Source organism: Oceanisphaera sp. (genome assembly GCF_048268965.1).
GTDB lineage: Bacteria > Pseudomonadota > Gammaproteobacteria > Enterobacterales > Aeromonadaceae > Oceanimonas.
Genome location: NZ_JBLWUK010000032.1, coordinates 1 through 14812 on the forward strand (window position 1 = coordinate 1; position 14812 = coordinate 14812).

Consider the following 14812-nt stretch of genomic DNA (forward strand, 5'->3'; position numbering starts at 1 on the left):
TGTCGGTGGAGTAGACCCTTCGTTCGGCCTTTCCAGAGCAGCTAAATAGACCAGTTACTTACTCAGTTTGGTATGAGAATAAAAAAACGGGCACTGGGCCCGTTTTTTGTGTTTGCAGCATAAGCTCAGCGTATGGCTTTCGCTTTAGCCGTTAAGCGGATGGCGCCATCGGCGGCATGGGCAAGCTCTTGTCCTTTTTGGATAAAGTGGCGGCTGAAATATTGCTGGTGCTCGCCGTGCTCATGAAAGTGGTGGGGGGTGAGTATGGCGGTGAGTACCGGTACTTCGGTTTCCAGCTGTACTTGCATTAATCCCGAGCACACCGTCTGCGCCACGAAGTCGTGACGATAAATACCGCCGTCTACCACCAGGCCACTGCAGGCAATGGCAGCATAGTGGCCGGTTTTGGCCAACAGCTTGGCTTGCAGCGGAATTTCATAGGCTCCGGGTACGGCAATGACGTCAATTTTATCGACATCATACCCCAGCTCGATCAGCTGACTGCGGAAGCCTTCCAGTGCGTTAAGCACAATATCGGCGTGCCATGAGGCGTGAATAAAGGCGATGCGTTGGTCGCGAACGTTTAATTCGTTTGTATTCGTTAAGCTCTGATCCATGGGTACATCCTGTTATAAAAATCACTGAATCAGGGCGAACGTACAGGCAAGCACAGCATAGGCGAAACCAGGTTCGCAAAAGACTGTGGGTCTTTGGTCAGCATAAACCGCACACTTAAGGGTGAAGTAAAGCTGTATTAAAGGACATGTCTGACGCTCTCTCACATCCGGACTATCACCGTCGGCTCTGGAATCACACCAGATCTGCTGGACCCTTACTGACTCATCACTTGGTCTGGTAAGGCGCTCGCGGGCTTGATGGCAGGCCTGGTGTGGCTTGCCATATTACCGCCGGTGGGGAATTTCACCCCGCCCCGAGAACGAAGTCGGTTAAACCGACCACAAGAATATAGAGTGTTATGAACGACGAGTAAAGCCTCAAGCCCGAGAGGCAGGGTTGCAGCTAAAGCTCGCTATGTGAGTTGCTGGAGTGCCGTGTGTATCTCATTAAAACCATGTTGCTCCAATCGGGCAAAGCCCGGCTGTTTTTTGGCTTTTAATCGATTAAGCAGCGGGGTGCTGATGCCACATAAAAAGCAGCTCAGGGTGTGTGTACTCAAGGGCGCCGGGCTGTGGCTTTGCAATTGTTGGCACCAAAGCTGTAATTGTTCCGCTGTGGGCAAGGGAGGAGTGGCCGGCTTGGGCAGCCGAGCTGTATTGCCGGCACACACAGAGCAGTGGCCGCACTGCTCCGGAGCCTGATGATCGGCAAAGTAGGCGGCCAGACGATGACTCAGGCAGCTATCACTTTCAAAGAAGTGGAGCATCTCGTTGAGGCGCGCAATTTCGCTGTGCTCTTTTTGTTGAAACAGTCGATGCAAGCGGCTTGTTTCTTCGGTCAAATCCAGCGCCGGCTGCAGCACCTTGTAGACCTCGACCATTTGTTTGCTTTCCAGGCTGATCAAGCCTTGCTGGTGTAAATAATCCAGGGCACTGATCACGCGTTTTCGCTCACCCGAGCTCTGTTGCCAGATGGCGTCAAAGTCGACCTGACACCAGGTCTTGGCCAGGGGAGAGCCGTTAAACACGGCGGTTAAAAACGCTTGCCGCTCGGGGTTAAAGCGGCTGATGATGTCTTCGGGGGCGGCCAGAAACTTGAAGCGATAGTCCGCATAATAGCTGTACTGTGGCTCTATAATGCGGTCCAGTTCCAGATAGACCAGCAGGGTTCTGAGTGGTAACAGCCGGATATTACAGCTGTTGGCCAGCCGTATCGGCATGATTTCCCACTGTTCACCGGCATCGGGCAGTTGCTGCAACAAGGCGTGAATGGCCTCGGGTTCTGGCGTGTCGCCGTACACGAAGTTTTCCAATACATTCTGCCCCGCCAGATTACCCAGCAAGGTACAGCGAGAGGGCTGACCATCGCGGCCGGCCCGACCAATTTCCTGACTGTAGTTTTCAATCGACTTGGGCAAGTCGAAGTGAATGACCCGACGAATATCGGCCTTGTCGACGCCCATGCCAAAGGCAATGGTGGCCACAATGCAGGGCGTCGTTCCTGCCATAAAGGCCTGTTGTAATTGTTGGCGTTTATCTTGATCCATACCCGCATGATAGGCCTGGGCGTGAAGGCCCGCAGCCACCAGTTGCTCGGCTACCTGTTCGGCGGTGTGTTGCAGTGTCACATAGACAATGGTCGGGGCATCGGGGGCCATCCGCAGCTGCTCGATCAAGGTATGGATCTTGTCAGGCTCGGCCACCGGCAAGACATCAAGAGAGAGATTGGGGCGGTAAAAACCGGTCAGCACTACATTGTCGGCGGGCAGAGCAAATTTTTGCTGCATGTCATTAATAACGGCCGGCGTTGCGGTGGCGGTCAGCAACAATACCTGCGGTATGTTCAGGCTCTGGCAATAAGCGGGCAGCTTTAAATAGTCGGGCCGAAAGTTGTGCCCCCACTCCGAAATACAATGGGCTTCATCGACCACCATGAGCGAGATGGGAACCTGGCCGATAAACTGGCGAAAACGTTCATTTTTTAGTCTCTCGACCGAAATCATCAGCACCTTGATCCTGCCCTCACGTACGCCCTGCATCACGTTGCGGCTTTCTTCAAAACTTTGGGTCGAGTCGATGCTGGCCGCAGCAATATTCATGCGGCGTAAAAAGGCCAGCTGATCTTGCATCAGGGCCAGCAGCGGAGAGATAACCAGGGTGAGGTGGGGCAATAACACCGCCGGTAGCTGGTAACACAAAGACTTGCCGGAGCCGGTAGGAAAAATAGCGGCCGCCGATTGGCCGGCCATAATGTGTTCTATTACCGTTTGCTGGCCAGGGCGCAAGGAGGAAAAACCAAAGTGTTGTTGCAGAGTATTAAGCAGAGTCATGAAGCTGGTGCCTTGATAAAGCGATGTTGATAGCTTGGCCTGCGCTCACAGCTTTAGCAACTTAATTGCCGTCAGGTGTGAAAGGTGGCGTCCAGCATCAGGCTCAACATAAACATGGAGCAATATATTTTGTGATGTGTCGCCGTTCTGATGAACGTCAGGAGCTTGGGGTTTTGAATCAGGCTAAAAAAGATACCGGGGCAGGCCCGGTATCACGGCAGACAAGCAAACACCAAAGGTATGGGGTTACTGTCTGGTATATGGTTTGGCGTCGAGCGCTTTTTAATTTTTAAAAGGTCATAAAGTCCTGGTGGAAGGACTTTTCGCAATAGTTACAGCGAAAACGCACCTGTCCTTTGACTGCACGCACCTTGAACTTGCTGCTCACGGGCTCGTTATGGCTGATGCAGTTGGAGTTAGGACAAGAGAACACGCCTTCTACCTGCTCTGGCAGTTGCAGCTGCAGCTTCTCGCCGACTTCAAAGTCTTCAATCAGGTTAACCGTAGCGTCCGGTGCAAACAGCGCCAACTGGTTGGCTTGTGCGGTGGTCAGCCAGGTGTTCTCGACCTTGATGATGTCCTTGGAACCCAGCGCCTGGGAAGGCAGGTTGAGACCCACTGTGATTCTTTCTTTGGTTTGCACCAGCCTGAACAGTTGCAGGATTTTGATGCCCTGACCGGCGGGAATATGGTCGATAACGGTGCCATTGTGAATGGCTTCAACTTGCAGTTGGCTTTTATTCATCATGTCTCTCACAGGCTCTCGTTCAGTACCAGGGCAAGCAGAGCCTGACGGGCATAAACGCCATTTTCTGCCTGTTCAAAGTAGTAAGCGTAAGGTGTGTCATCTACTTCGGGGGAGATCTCGTCTACGCGGGGCAGGGGATGCAATATCTTGAGGCTGTCCTTGGCGCCCTCCAGTACCTCTGGCGTCAGCACGTATTTTGACGCCACATGTACATATTCTGTTTCGTCGAAGCGCTCTTTTTGCACTCGGGTCATATACAGAATATCCAGCTCGTCCATCACCTCTTCCATGCTGTCACGAATCTCGAAGTTCAGACCTTTATCGGTCAATTCATCACACAGGTAGTCGGGCATGGACAGCGCCTGGGGGGCAATAAAATAGAATTTGCAGCCAAACAGACTGAGCGCCTGAGTCAGAGAGTGGACGGTGCGGCCGTATTTCAGATCGCCCACAAAGGCGATGGTGAGCCCTTGCAGGGTGCCTTGGGTTTCGTAGATGGTAAACAGGTCCAGCAGCGTTTGTGTGGGGTGCTGGTTAGAGCCATCGCCGGCGTTGATCACCGGAGCGGAAGAAAACTCGGCGGCCAGCCGCGCGGCTCCTTCCTGAGGGTGACGCATGACAAAGGCATCACAATAGGAACTGATGATTTTGACCGAGTCGGCCAGGGTTTCGCCTTTTTTAGCCAGTGAGGTACTGGTGCTGTCTGAAAAGCCGATCACCGAACCGCCAAGGCGGTTAATGGCGGTTTCAAATGATAAACGGGTACGGGTCGAAGCTTCAAAAAAACAGCTGGCCACAACCTGGTGCTTTAATAGATCGGAATGAGGCTGGGCTTTAAGCTTCACGGCGGTGTCTATAATCAACTCCAGCTCGGGTCGAGTGAAGTCGGAGATAGAAATTACATGCTTTTGATATAGGGGATTTGCCATCAGCAACGCTCTTGCAGGTATAAGGTGAAGGGCACAAAAAAGCCCCAGCATGGGGCCATTAGAGCTAATCGATTGCAAACGCTGGTATATTCACCGTCACTCAGCGCGGCGGATCTCCATACGGCGGACTGTTCAGAAACAGTAATGAGCATTTATTGGTCACTCCGAGCGCTTGCGAATCATGCAGATTATAAATAAATACAGGACATAAGCAAAATTTCTGGTGAATACGGTGAAAAGATAAGCGAACAAACCCATTAATGACAAATAGCACTTTACCTTTAAGCCAGTATCCTTATACTTCACTCCGTACTGCAGGGGCGTAGTTCCAATTGGTAGAACGGCGGTCTCCAAAACCGATGGTTGGGGGTTCGAATCCCTCCGCCCCTGCCAACTTCTTGCAAAAAGCCAGCTTAACAGCTGGCTTTTTGCGTTGTGGAGTAGCTAGATGACGCCTATACAATCCCAGCTTTGGCAATTATTGGCACTGCCTGCCTGGCGCTGTGCCCACCCCGAGCGATTGCCATTTGCTCCAACCCCTTCTGTGGCCGCCGCCGACGTGTTAATCGTCCTTGGCCAGGGCAAAATATTGCCGGCTGCCTTCACGACCGATTTAATGCACGCCTTGTCGCTAACCGAAGCCCAGCTGCAGGTAATGGACGAGGCCACCTGGCTGGCAGCCAACCAGCCATCAGCCCCCGTATTGCTGGGACTGAACCTGACCAGCAGTACGGAGCGTTTCAGCTGGCATGCCAGCCTGCCTTTGGCCGCCAAGCAAAAACAGGCACTCTGGAGCTGCTTATGTCGCCTTTATTTCGCCCACTGACGCGCGCCGATCTCGATGTCATGCTTGTCATAGAACAAGCGGCTCATGCCCACCCCTGGAGTCGTAACCTGCTGGCCGACAGCTTTGGCGAACGCTACTTTACCGGGGCACTGTGGCTGCCCCGGCAGCAGGCGGCCGTGTCCGCAGGGGATAAAGAGCGGCTGCTGGGGTACTTTATTGCCGACCGTGTACTGGATGAAAGTACCCTGATGAACATTTGCGTGGCGCCGGAACAGCAGGGACAGGGCTTTGGTCGTCAGTTGATAACGCACTATCTGCGGCTTTGTGCTCAGCAGAGCGTGACCCAGTGCTGGCTTGAGGTAAGAGCCTCTAATCTGGCGGCTCAAGCACTGTATCTGGCCTGTGGTTATCAGGAGACCGGTCGACGTCGCCACTATTATCAAAGCGCGGCAGGCGATGAAGATGCGGTATTAATGGCATTGCAGCTGAAAAAGTAGTCGAATTCTTTCTATACTTGATACGTTAAACTCTGTTTCAAGGATGAAAGCATGAGAAGTTTATGGACAGGGGCGTCCGGCGCAGGGCTGCTGGGGAGCTTGTTACTCTGGTCCTGGTGCGCACAGGCCGATATATATCGATATCACGATGTTAATGGCATGGCGCACTATACCGATAATCAAAAGTATGTCGTGAAATCGTTGCCGGCCAACCGGCAGGAGCACAGCTTCAATCGCGATGGTGTGCTGATCCGCGTGCTGGAGAAAGCGGATGGCCATTACTTCTTTGCTTTAAATCGGCTTACTGCCGCCGTGGAGCTGACCTTCCGCTTTTCTCAACAACACAACGTCATTATTCCCGAACAGATGCAGCAGGTGCTGACGCTCCCGGCTACAGAAGAGGTATTTGTTGGCAAGCTGTCGGCACAAGCCGCAGGTGACTGGCGCTACCACTATAACTTTGCCTATGGTGGCGAGGCTATCGCGCCGAGCCAGCCGGATACCTCAACCAGGCAGCATGCCCGTTTGGCTTCGCTTCCCGCCGGCTTCAGCAGTGATAAGGGAGCCCGCTCCTATTTTCCCGCACATCATGATCTGGCTTCCCCCATCGTCGGACGCTATCGCATCGCCCAGGGGTTTAATGGGGATTACAGTCACAACAAGCGGTCTAACCGTTATGCGCTGGATATTGCCGTCCCCGTGGGCACTCCCTTGTATGCCACCCGGGACGGAGTGGTGGTGGCGGCGGTAGATAGCCATGTGGGCGGTGGTCTGGAGCCGAAATACCGCGGCAAGTCCAACCATCTGCGCCTGCGCCATGCCGACGGCACCATGACGCTATATGCACACTTGCAAACCGGCTCGCTGCGCGTGCGCAAGGGAGACAGAGTTAAAGTGGGGCAGCGGGTAGCCGCATCGGGCGATACCGGTTATAGCTCCGGGCCTCATTTACATCTGGCGTTACAAATAGATAAGGCAGGGCACAGAGAGTCTATTCCATTTACCTTGCAAGGCAGCCAGCCCACTGCCGGACTCTGGCTTCAGGGCACGGCCTGGGGTGATGAATAGAGAAATATACTAAATAATGAATGCCGTGTTATATAAGGTATATAACTGCCTCGCCAGTGGGTTTGCTTGGTCTGTGTTTTTTGTTTGAACTTAAACTCCGAAATTCATTTTAATTTTAGATTTTTATATTAATTGCTGCGGTTGGTGAAGAGAGAAACCAGTTGATTTATCCGTTGCCACATGGTCTTTTACTTTCTTTTTTATACTAAAAGCAAAGTGAATAGGCAGGGCTTGAAAGATGGCAGAGTTAATTGATGTTGCAAAGAGTGATACCCGCAGCATAAGTCACTATATGAAAGTGCTGGGTCCCGGCATATTGGGAGCCGCCGCGGCCATTGGTGGATCGCACCTGGTGGCGTCAACCCAGGCCGGGGCCATTTACGGCTGGCAGCTGGTGGGACTTATTCTGTTGGTCAACCTGCTTAAATATCCCTTTTTTCAAATCGGCGCCCGCTACACTATGGCGGCAGACGAGACCCTGATCCAGGGCTACGATCGCATTGGCCGGGGCTACCTCTATCTGTTTACCTTGTTGAATATCTTTGCTGCAGTGGTCAGTACCGCCGGGGTAGCCATGCTGTGCGGCAGCATACTGGGGCTCTTTATCGGCGACAGCCTCAACGTGACCCAACTCAGCATGATAGTGCTGGCGGGATCTCTGGCCTTCCTGATCACCGGTCACTACAGGACGCTGGATCGAGTAACCAAGTGGATTATCGTGGGATTGGCGGTTGCCACTGTTACGGCGGTGTTTATCGCCTTGAATCAAGGTGGTGTGGCGCCGCCCGACTTTGTCTCGCCCAGCCCCTGGAATATGGCTTCGGTGGGTTTTCTGGTGGCATTAATGGGCTGGATGCCGGCGCCTATCGAGCTGTCATCCTGGAACAGCGTCTGGTTGCGCCAGAAGAAAAAAAACCTGGGTGGCGCACTGGATTACAAAGACGCCCTGGTCGACTTTAACGTGGGCTATGTGACCTCTACCCTGCTGGCGCTCGCCTTTGTTGCATTGGGCACTCTGGTGCTGTATGGCAGCGGTGACAGCCTGGCGACATCGGGTATCGCCTTCGCCCATCAGTTGGTGAATGTATACGCCAGCGTGATGGGAGAATGGAGCCGCTGGTTGATCGCACTGATTGCCTTCTTGTGCATGTTTTCTACCACGGTCACGGTACTGGATGGTTACAGCCGGGCCTTGAGTGAGTGCTTTGTGCAGTTTGGCCAGCGACCAGGCAGCGGTCCCACCGGTAATGGCAGCCGCTATACCTATCCGCTCATGATCGCCATGGGCATTGTCGGCGCCCTGATCATTATGTTCTTCAAGGGCGCCCTGTTGGCGATGCTGGAGTTTGCCATGATCTCCGCCTTCGTCAGCGCCCTGGTCTTTGCCTGGTTGAACTACCGTTTGATGACCTTGCCGCAGGTGTCGGAACAGTATCGCCTGGGTCTTGGCATGAAAGCCCTGAGCTGGTTCGGTATCCTGTTTATTGCCGGCTTCAACCTGCTGTTTGGTTACTGGTATTTATTTGTAAAGTAAGATAAATAAAAGTAGAGGGCGGTTCATACCGGTGCGGCCCTCCATCTTGTGCCTTGCTTGACGGCCAGCAAATTGCTGGCCGTTTTCTATGGTGCCACTTTTGTGATCGCGAACGCTAAAACGCTGTCATCTTGAGCAACAATTAATGCTAACGTAGATGCGCAAGTTAAAGCTTAATCAAAAAGCGGATTTATTCTTATGTAAAAGATAAATGTATGGTGCTTGGGCATTACGCTATTGTGGTGCCGTTTTATCGACTTATTACGCTTTTTTGCTGGAACGCAACCGAGCGTGTTCGTGGCATTAAAACATATCGATGCGTTGCTTTAAGACGGGCATCAATAGCGAACTACCGGGTTAAGCACCGTATTTGGCCGAGAACCTATGAGTATCACGGCGGCTTGTGGATTGAAGGAACTGCTTGCTTAGCGCCAGGCAAGCAACAAGCCTGGCGGTAATATCAACATTAAACAGGGATTTATTATGTTAATCGGGATTCCAAGGGAAACGCTTAGTGGCGAGACTCGAGTGGCTGCGACTCCCAAGTCGGTCGAACAGCTACGTAAACTGGGTTTTGAGGTCAGTGTCGAGCAGGGCGCGGGCAGCAAGGCCAGCTTTGACGATGCAGCCTATGAAGCGGCAGGGGCCACGCTGGTCGCGGCCGAGCAGGTCTGGCAAGCCGCCATTATCTACAAGGTGAATGCCCCTACCGCCGATGAAATCGAGCGGCTGCAGGCAGGCACGACTCTGGTCAGCTTTATCTGGCCGGCGCAAAATCCCGAGCTGGTCGAACAGCTCAAAAACAAGGGCGTCACCGTGATGGCCATGGACATGGTGCCGCGCATTTCCCGCGCCCAGTCGCTGGATGCCCTGTCTTCCATGGCCAACATCGCCGGTTATCGTGCGGTCGTTGAAGCGGCCCACGAGTTTGGTCGCTTTTTTACCGGCCAGATCACCGCAGCCGGTAAAGTCCCCCCCGCCAAGGTATTGGTGATAGGTGCGGGTGTGGCCGGCCTGGCGGCCATTGGTGCCGCTGGCTCTCTGGGTGCCATAGTGCGCGCCTTTGATACCCGCCCCGAGGTAAAAGAACAAATCAACTCCATGGGCGGCGAGTTCCTGGAGCTGGATTATGAAGAAGATTCAGACTCAAGCGATGGTTACGCCAAGGAGATGAGCCAGGCGTTCATCGATGCCGAGATGGCGTTGTTCATGGCCCAGGCCAAGGAAGTCGACATCATCATCACCACGGCGCTGATCCCCGGTAAGCCGGCTCCCAAGCTGATTACCGCCGAAATGGTGGCGAACATGCACCCGGGCTCGGTGATCGTGGATCTGGCGGCCCAGAACGGCGGCAACTGTGAGCTGACCAAGCCCGGCGAGCTGTTCGTGTCCGATAACGGCGTCAAGATCATCGGTTATACGGACCTCAACGGTCGTTTGCCCACTCAGTCTTCTACCCTGTATGCCACCAACCTGGTCAACCTGGCCAAGCTGCTGAGCAAGGAAAAAGACGGCAACATCAAGGTCGACTTCGACGACGTGGTACTGCGTAACATGACGGTGGTCAAAGACGGCGAAGTGACCTTCCCGCCGCCGGCCATCAGCGTCTCTGCCGCTCCCAAGGCGGCTGCTCAGGCGCAGCCGAAGGCCGAGCCTCACGCCAAGCAACCAAGCAACCTCAAGTATTACCTGGGTGGCGTGGGTGTCTTGCTGTTCGCCTGGCTGGCAGCCGTGGCACCGGCAGAGTTTCTGTCTCATTTCACCGTATTTGTACTGGCCTGTATTGTTGGCTATTACGTGGTGTGGAACGTTTCTCACTCGCTGCATACGCCCTTGATGTCGGTCACCAACGCCATTTCGGGGATTATCGTCGTGGGCGCTTTGTCTCAGGTAGGAAACGGTGGCTTCGTCAGTTTTCTGGCCTTTGTGGCAATACTGATAGCGTCAATTAACGTGTTTGGCGGTTTTACCGTGACACACCGCATGCTGAAGATGTTTAGGAAGGGCTAATAGAAATGTCACAAGGACTTGTAACTGCGTCTTATCTTATTGCCGCCGTATTCTTTATTTTGAGCCTGGGCGGCTTATCCAAGCAGGAATCGGCCAGGGCGGGTAACTGGTACGGTATTGCGGGCATGACCATCGCCCTGCTGGCCACCATTTTCAACCCCGAGGTCACCGGCCTGGGCTGGATCATAGTGGCCATGGCCATAGGTGCCGCCATCGGTATTCGCTTGGCGCTTAAAGTTGAAATGACCGAGATGCCGGAGCTGATCGCCATCTTGCACAGCTTCGTCGGTCTGGCGGCGGTGTTTGTCGGCTTTAATACCTATATGGATCATGAGCCGTTATTGGGGGCCATGCTCAATATTCATAATACCGAGGTCTTTTTGGGTGTCTTTATTGGTGCGGTCACCTTTACGGGCTCCATTGTCGCCTTTGGCAAGTTGCGTGGCTTGATCTCCTCCAAGGCGTTGCAGCTGCCCCATCGCCACAAGCTGAATCTGCTGGCGCTGGTCGTATCGGCCCTGCTGATGATTTGGTTTGTGCAGGTAGAGGGTTCCACCTTCCCGCTGTTGGTGATGACCCTGATTGCGCTGGCCTTTGGCTGGCACCTGGTGGCCAGCATAGGGGGTGCCGACATGCCAGTCGTTATCTCCATGCTTAACTCTTATTCGGGTTGGGCGGCGGCAGCGGCCGGCTTTATGTTGTCGAACGACTTGCTGATCGTCACTGGCGCCCTGGTGGGCTCTAGCGGTGCGATTCTGTCTTACATCATGTGTAAGGCGATGAACCGTTCGTTTATCTCGGTTATCGCCGGTGGCTTTGGCTCCGACGACTCCGTGAGCAGCGGTGGCGACGAGGAAGAAGGCGAGTACACGGAAGTAAACGCCGAAGATGTGGCCGACATCCTGAAAAACTCAAGCTCGGTGATTATCACCCCAGGCTATGGCATGGCGGTGGCTCAGGCGCAGTATCCGGTTGCCGAACTGGTTTCTAAACTGCAAGCGGCAGGCGTGACAGTGCGCTTTGGTATTCATCCGGTCGCCGGACGACTGCCCGGGCACATGAACGTCTTGTTGGCAGAGGCCCGAGTCCCTTACGACATCGTATTGGAAATGGATGAAATCAACGACGATTTCAGCGATACCGATACCGTGCTGGTGATCGGCGCCAACGACACCGTCAACCCGTCAGCGGCAGAAGATCCCGCCAGCCCCATTGCCGGCATGCCGGTACTGGAAGTGTGGAAAGCCCAGCAGGTAGTGGTGTTCAAACGTTCGATGAGCACCGGCTATGCCGGGGTGCAAAACCCGCTGTTCTTCCGCGAAAACAGCGTCATGCTGTTTGGCGATGCCAAAGACAGCGTGGATAACATCCTCAAGGCGCTGTAATTGGTTAAGTGATAAGAAAGGGAGCTTCGGCTCCCTTTTTTATTGAACTGCTGTTTTATTACGGTTGGAGAGGTTTTTTTACCCAGTCGTAATAAAACAGCACATACTGGATGCCTAAGTCATTCGGCATCGCAGGTGGGTAACATGCTACTGAACATCAAGGCCGCGAAGAACAATACAACCTTTAAACCTATTTTTGCCACGGAACCCACGGAACCCACGGAACCCACGGACGAAGAGCAACAAGGGAAGAGCAAAAGTGCATATCTCTCTTGTAAGGTCTTACCAAGCCAAAGTTCGTTCTTGTTTGGATTTTTATCTTAATTTCTCCGTGGGTTCAGTGCTTCTCGTAGCAAAGAATCGTGGCGAAAAAGTCTTTGGCCTTTAAAGACAAAATAGCCCCATAATCCACATCAGTTATGAAATGTTGCTTAAGTAGTCCCGCATAACAGGTGTGGTTCTGTCGTCATTCCCGCGAAGGAACGTCATCCTCGCGTAGGTGGGGACGGGAATCCAGGGCCTGTAGCGCAGATCAGTCAGCTTGCGTTGCTCCTGCAAAGACACTGGACCCCCGCCTTCGCGAGGGTGACGCTAGCCCCAGTATTCACATCAGTTATGAAAGATTGCTATCGGTTTAAATTACTCAGACGCTGGCGGAGGGAGGTTCTGTTGGCGTTTCCGTATTAAGCTGCAACTTTGGTGCAATCAGCCACTTGAGCGTCATCAAGACGATATTGTTAGCCATCTTAATGGCTGTGTTCTTGCTAAATGCGGGTAAATCCCTTATTTTTTAGCGTTTTATCGCATTAAGGAAACCACATGACCCGTTGGCGTAGCACCTTGTCGCTCACCTTTCCGGTGATGATGGGCTATTTACCCCTGGGCGCCGTATTTGGCGTGCTGTGGGTGGATGCGGATCTCACCTGGTACTGGGCGCCCCTGATGAGCATTATGGTGTATGCGGGCGCGCTGCAGTATCTGGCGGTAGGCATGCTGGCGGCGGGAATTGGCTGGATTGATCTGGCGGTGGCTTCGCTGTTGGTGAACTTTCGGCATCTGTTCTATGGCCTGTCTCTGTATCACCTGTTGCCAAAAGGCGCACTGGGGCGGCCTTATTTTATCTTTGGTATTACCGATGAAACCTATTCGCTGCTGAGCGCCTCAGGCCAGGTTAAAGACAGCAAGACGGCGCTACAAGTGGTGTTGTTCAACCAGTGTTACTGGGTGCTGGGCACCCTGATTGGTATGGTGCTGGCACGGGGGCTGCCACCGGGTCTGCAAGGGCTGGACTTCGCGCTAACAGCCTTGTTTACCGTGCTGGCGGTTGAACAGATCCGAGCCAAAAAAGACTGGGGTGCCGTGGTGCTGGGTCTGGTTGCCGCCGCAGTGGCGGGCATCTGGGTAAGTGAGTACTTCCTGTTGGCCGCCTCCATCATGCTGGTATTGGTGTTACTGGCGTGGCCAAAAACGCAGCTGCAGGGGGGCGAGGCATGAGCGAGCTGGATTATCTGATCAGTGCCCTCATCATGGCCGCGGTGACCTTTGGTTTGCGAGCCTTTCCCTTTGTGGCACGCGGCTTTATTGCCCATCATCGGCGGATCCAGATTTTAGGCCGGCGTTTGCCGGTCGCCATGATGGTGCTGCTGACCCTGTACGCCATGAATGTGCACAACTGGAGCCAACCCAGTGACGGTTATGCACAAATTATCGCCGTGGTAGTGGTCGCCGTGCTGCAATTATGGCGCCGGCAGGCCTTGCTGAGTATTTTAAGCGGCACCCTGATCTACATGGCACTGATGAACGGCTGGTTTGGGTCGCTTTTGTAAGCTGTTAGGCGCAGGAGTAATTGATAGCGCCCCGTTCCGGTATCTATCTCGCGGCACAAACAGACCCTAGAATATTTTCTGGCTGCAGACGGCCTACCGCTGACAGTTGTCCGTTTACATAGGGTATAGTTGTTGCCCGTTTGTTTTGGAACCGACTACCATGCCTTTCTTTACTTCTGCTGCCTGGGCTCGGCTGCGCGCCGTCTGCCTGACCGTGCTGTGCCTCGCCGGCGGCGCGACTATGCCGGCACAAGCGGCGTCTTTTGTCTTTACTGCCATTCCCGATCAGGACGAGCGCCATCTTACCGAGCGCTTCGGAAAAATTGCCGACTACCTGAGTGATAAGCTGGGGGTAGAGGTTGAATATATACCGGTAAAAAGTTACCCCGCCGCGGTGAGTGCCTTTCGTAATGATCAGGTACAGCTGGCCTGGTTTGGTGGGCTGACCGGGGTGCAGGCGCGGGAGCGGGTGCCTCATAGCGAGGCTATCGCCCAGGGCAAGGAAGATACCGAGTTTGTCAGTTATATCATCGCCCATGCCAGCACGGGGCTGGATGAAAGTGAGCAGTTACCCACAGAGCTGGCCGGCAAGCGTTTTACCTTTGGCGACAAGGGCTCCACTTCTGGTCGCCTGATGCCGGAGTTTTTCTTGCGTCAGCACTATGGCCAGGCGCCTGCTGAGTTGTTCTCGCGGGTGGGCTTTTCCGGGGATCATAACCGTACCTTGAGTTTGGTGCAGTCCGGTGCCTTTGAAGTCGGGGCACTGAACTACGCGGTATGGGACGCGGAACTGGCCAAGGGCAACATAGATACCAGTAAGGTAAAAGTGATTTGGACCTCGCCGAGTTACCCGGATTATCAGTGGACCATTCGTGGCGATGTGGATGAGCGCTTTGGTGAGGGCTTTAAAGACAAGGTGCAGCAAGCCTTGCTGGAGATGACAGATCCGGCCTTGTTGGCGGCCTTTCCCCGCTCTGGGTTTGTAAAAGCCAGTAATCAGGATTATGCCCCCATCCGCGATACTGCCGTGGCCATAGGCATCATGGATGAGAAATAGTGGCCGCCAACCAACCAGTGGCGG

13 protein-coding genes, 1 tRNA gene and 1 riboswitch are annotated in these 14812 nt (G+C 53.8%); of the genes, 10 read left to right on the forward strand and 4 right to left on the reverse strand.

Annotated features, from left to right (window positions below):
- Window positions 1-125 precede the first annotated feature (125 nt).
- The 4 genes from ACN0VL_RS12715 to pyrB form a co-directional block, all read right to left on the reverse strand.
- Entirely contained in the window at window positions 126-617 is a 492-nt protein-coding gene (locus ACN0VL_RS12715; RefSeq protein ID WP_417617938.1) for a 6,7-dimethyl-8-ribityllumazine synthase, read from the reverse strand.
- Between the two features lie 151 nt (window positions 618-768).
- A riboswitch (FMN riboswitch) is annotated at window positions 769-943 on the reverse strand.
- Between the two features lie 87 nt (window positions 944-1030).
- On the reverse strand, window positions 1031-2947 hold the full coding sequence (locus ACN0VL_RS12720; protein WP_417617940.1) for a RecQ family ATP-dependent DNA helicase: 1917 nt from the start codon (window positions 2945-2947) through the stop codon (window positions 1031-1033).
- 289 nt (window positions 2948-3236) lie between these two features.
- Complete coding sequence (gene pyrI, locus ACN0VL_RS12725) at window positions 3237-3695, reverse strand: aspartate carbamoyltransferase regulatory subunit (protein ID WP_417617942.1); 459 nt, start codon at window positions 3693-3695, stop codon at window positions 3237-3239.
- Window positions 3696-3700: 5 nt separating this feature from the next.
- Window positions 3701-4624, reverse strand: a complete 924-nt coding sequence (gene pyrB, locus ACN0VL_RS12730) for an aspartate carbamoyltransferase (RefSeq protein WP_417617943.1) — start codon at window positions 4622-4624, stop codon at window positions 3701-3703.
- Between the two features lie 316 nt (window positions 4625-4940).
- Between pyrB and ACN0VL_RS12735 the strand changes: the two genes are divergently transcribed.
- The 10 genes from ACN0VL_RS12735 (at window position 4941) to ACN0VL_RS12780 (ending at window position 14788) form a co-directional block, all read left to right on the forward strand.
- Window positions 4941-5017, forward strand: a tRNA-Trp gene (locus tag ACN0VL_RS12735).
- 55 nt (window positions 5018-5072) lie between these two features.
- Window positions 5073-5450: a hypothetical protein gene (locus tag ACN0VL_RS12740; RefSeq protein ID WP_417617945.1), complete on the forward strand. Its 378-nt coding sequence runs from the start codon at window positions 5073-5075 to the stop codon at window positions 5448-5450.
- On the forward strand, window positions 5426-5908 hold the full coding sequence (gene rimI / locus ACN0VL_RS12745) for a ribosomal protein S18-alanine N-acetyltransferase (RefSeq protein WP_417617947.1): 483 nt from the start codon (window positions 5426-5428) through the stop codon (window positions 5906-5908). The genes ACN0VL_RS12740 and rimI overlap by 25 nt, the downstream gene beginning before the upstream one ends.
- Window positions 5909-5959: 51 nt before the next feature.
- Entirely contained in the window at window positions 5960-6976 is a 1017-nt protein-coding gene (locus ACN0VL_RS12750) for a M23 family metallopeptidase (protein WP_417617949.1), read from the forward strand.
- Between the two features lie 238 nt (window positions 6977-7214).
- Window positions 7215-8510, forward strand: a complete 1296-nt coding sequence (locus ACN0VL_RS12755; RefSeq protein ID WP_417617951.1) for an Nramp family divalent metal transporter — start codon at window positions 7215-7217, stop codon at window positions 8508-8510.
- Between the two features lie 483 nt (window positions 8511-8993).
- Window positions 8994-10520: a Re/Si-specific NAD(P)(+) transhydrogenase subunit alpha gene (locus tag ACN0VL_RS12760; protein WP_417617953.1), complete on the forward strand. Its 1527-nt coding sequence runs from the start codon at window positions 8994-8996 to the stop codon at window positions 10518-10520.
- A gap of 5 nt (window positions 10521-10525) precedes the next feature.
- Window positions 10526-11905, forward strand: coding sequence for a Re/Si-specific NAD(P)(+) transhydrogenase subunit beta (pntB, locus tag ACN0VL_RS12765; RefSeq protein WP_417617955.1), 1380 nt, complete (start codon window positions 10526-10528; stop codon window positions 11903-11905).
- A gap of 819 nt (window positions 11906-12724) precedes the next feature.
- Window positions 12725-13399, forward strand: coding sequence for an AzlC family ABC transporter permease (locus ACN0VL_RS12770; protein ID WP_417617957.1), 675 nt, complete (start codon window positions 12725-12727; stop codon window positions 13397-13399).
- Complete coding sequence (locus tag ACN0VL_RS12775) at window positions 13396-13731, forward strand: branched-chain amino acid transporter permease (protein ID WP_417617959.1); 336 nt, start codon at window positions 13396-13398, stop codon at window positions 13729-13731. The genes ACN0VL_RS12770 and ACN0VL_RS12775 overlap by 4 nt, the downstream gene beginning before the upstream one ends.
- Before the next feature lie 160 nt (window positions 13732-13891).
- Complete coding sequence (locus tag ACN0VL_RS12780; protein WP_417617961.1) at window positions 13892-14788, forward strand: putative selenate ABC transporter substrate-binding protein; 897 nt, start codon at window positions 13892-13894, stop codon at window positions 14786-14788.
- The last annotated feature ends 24 nt before the right edge of the window (window positions 14789-14812 follow it).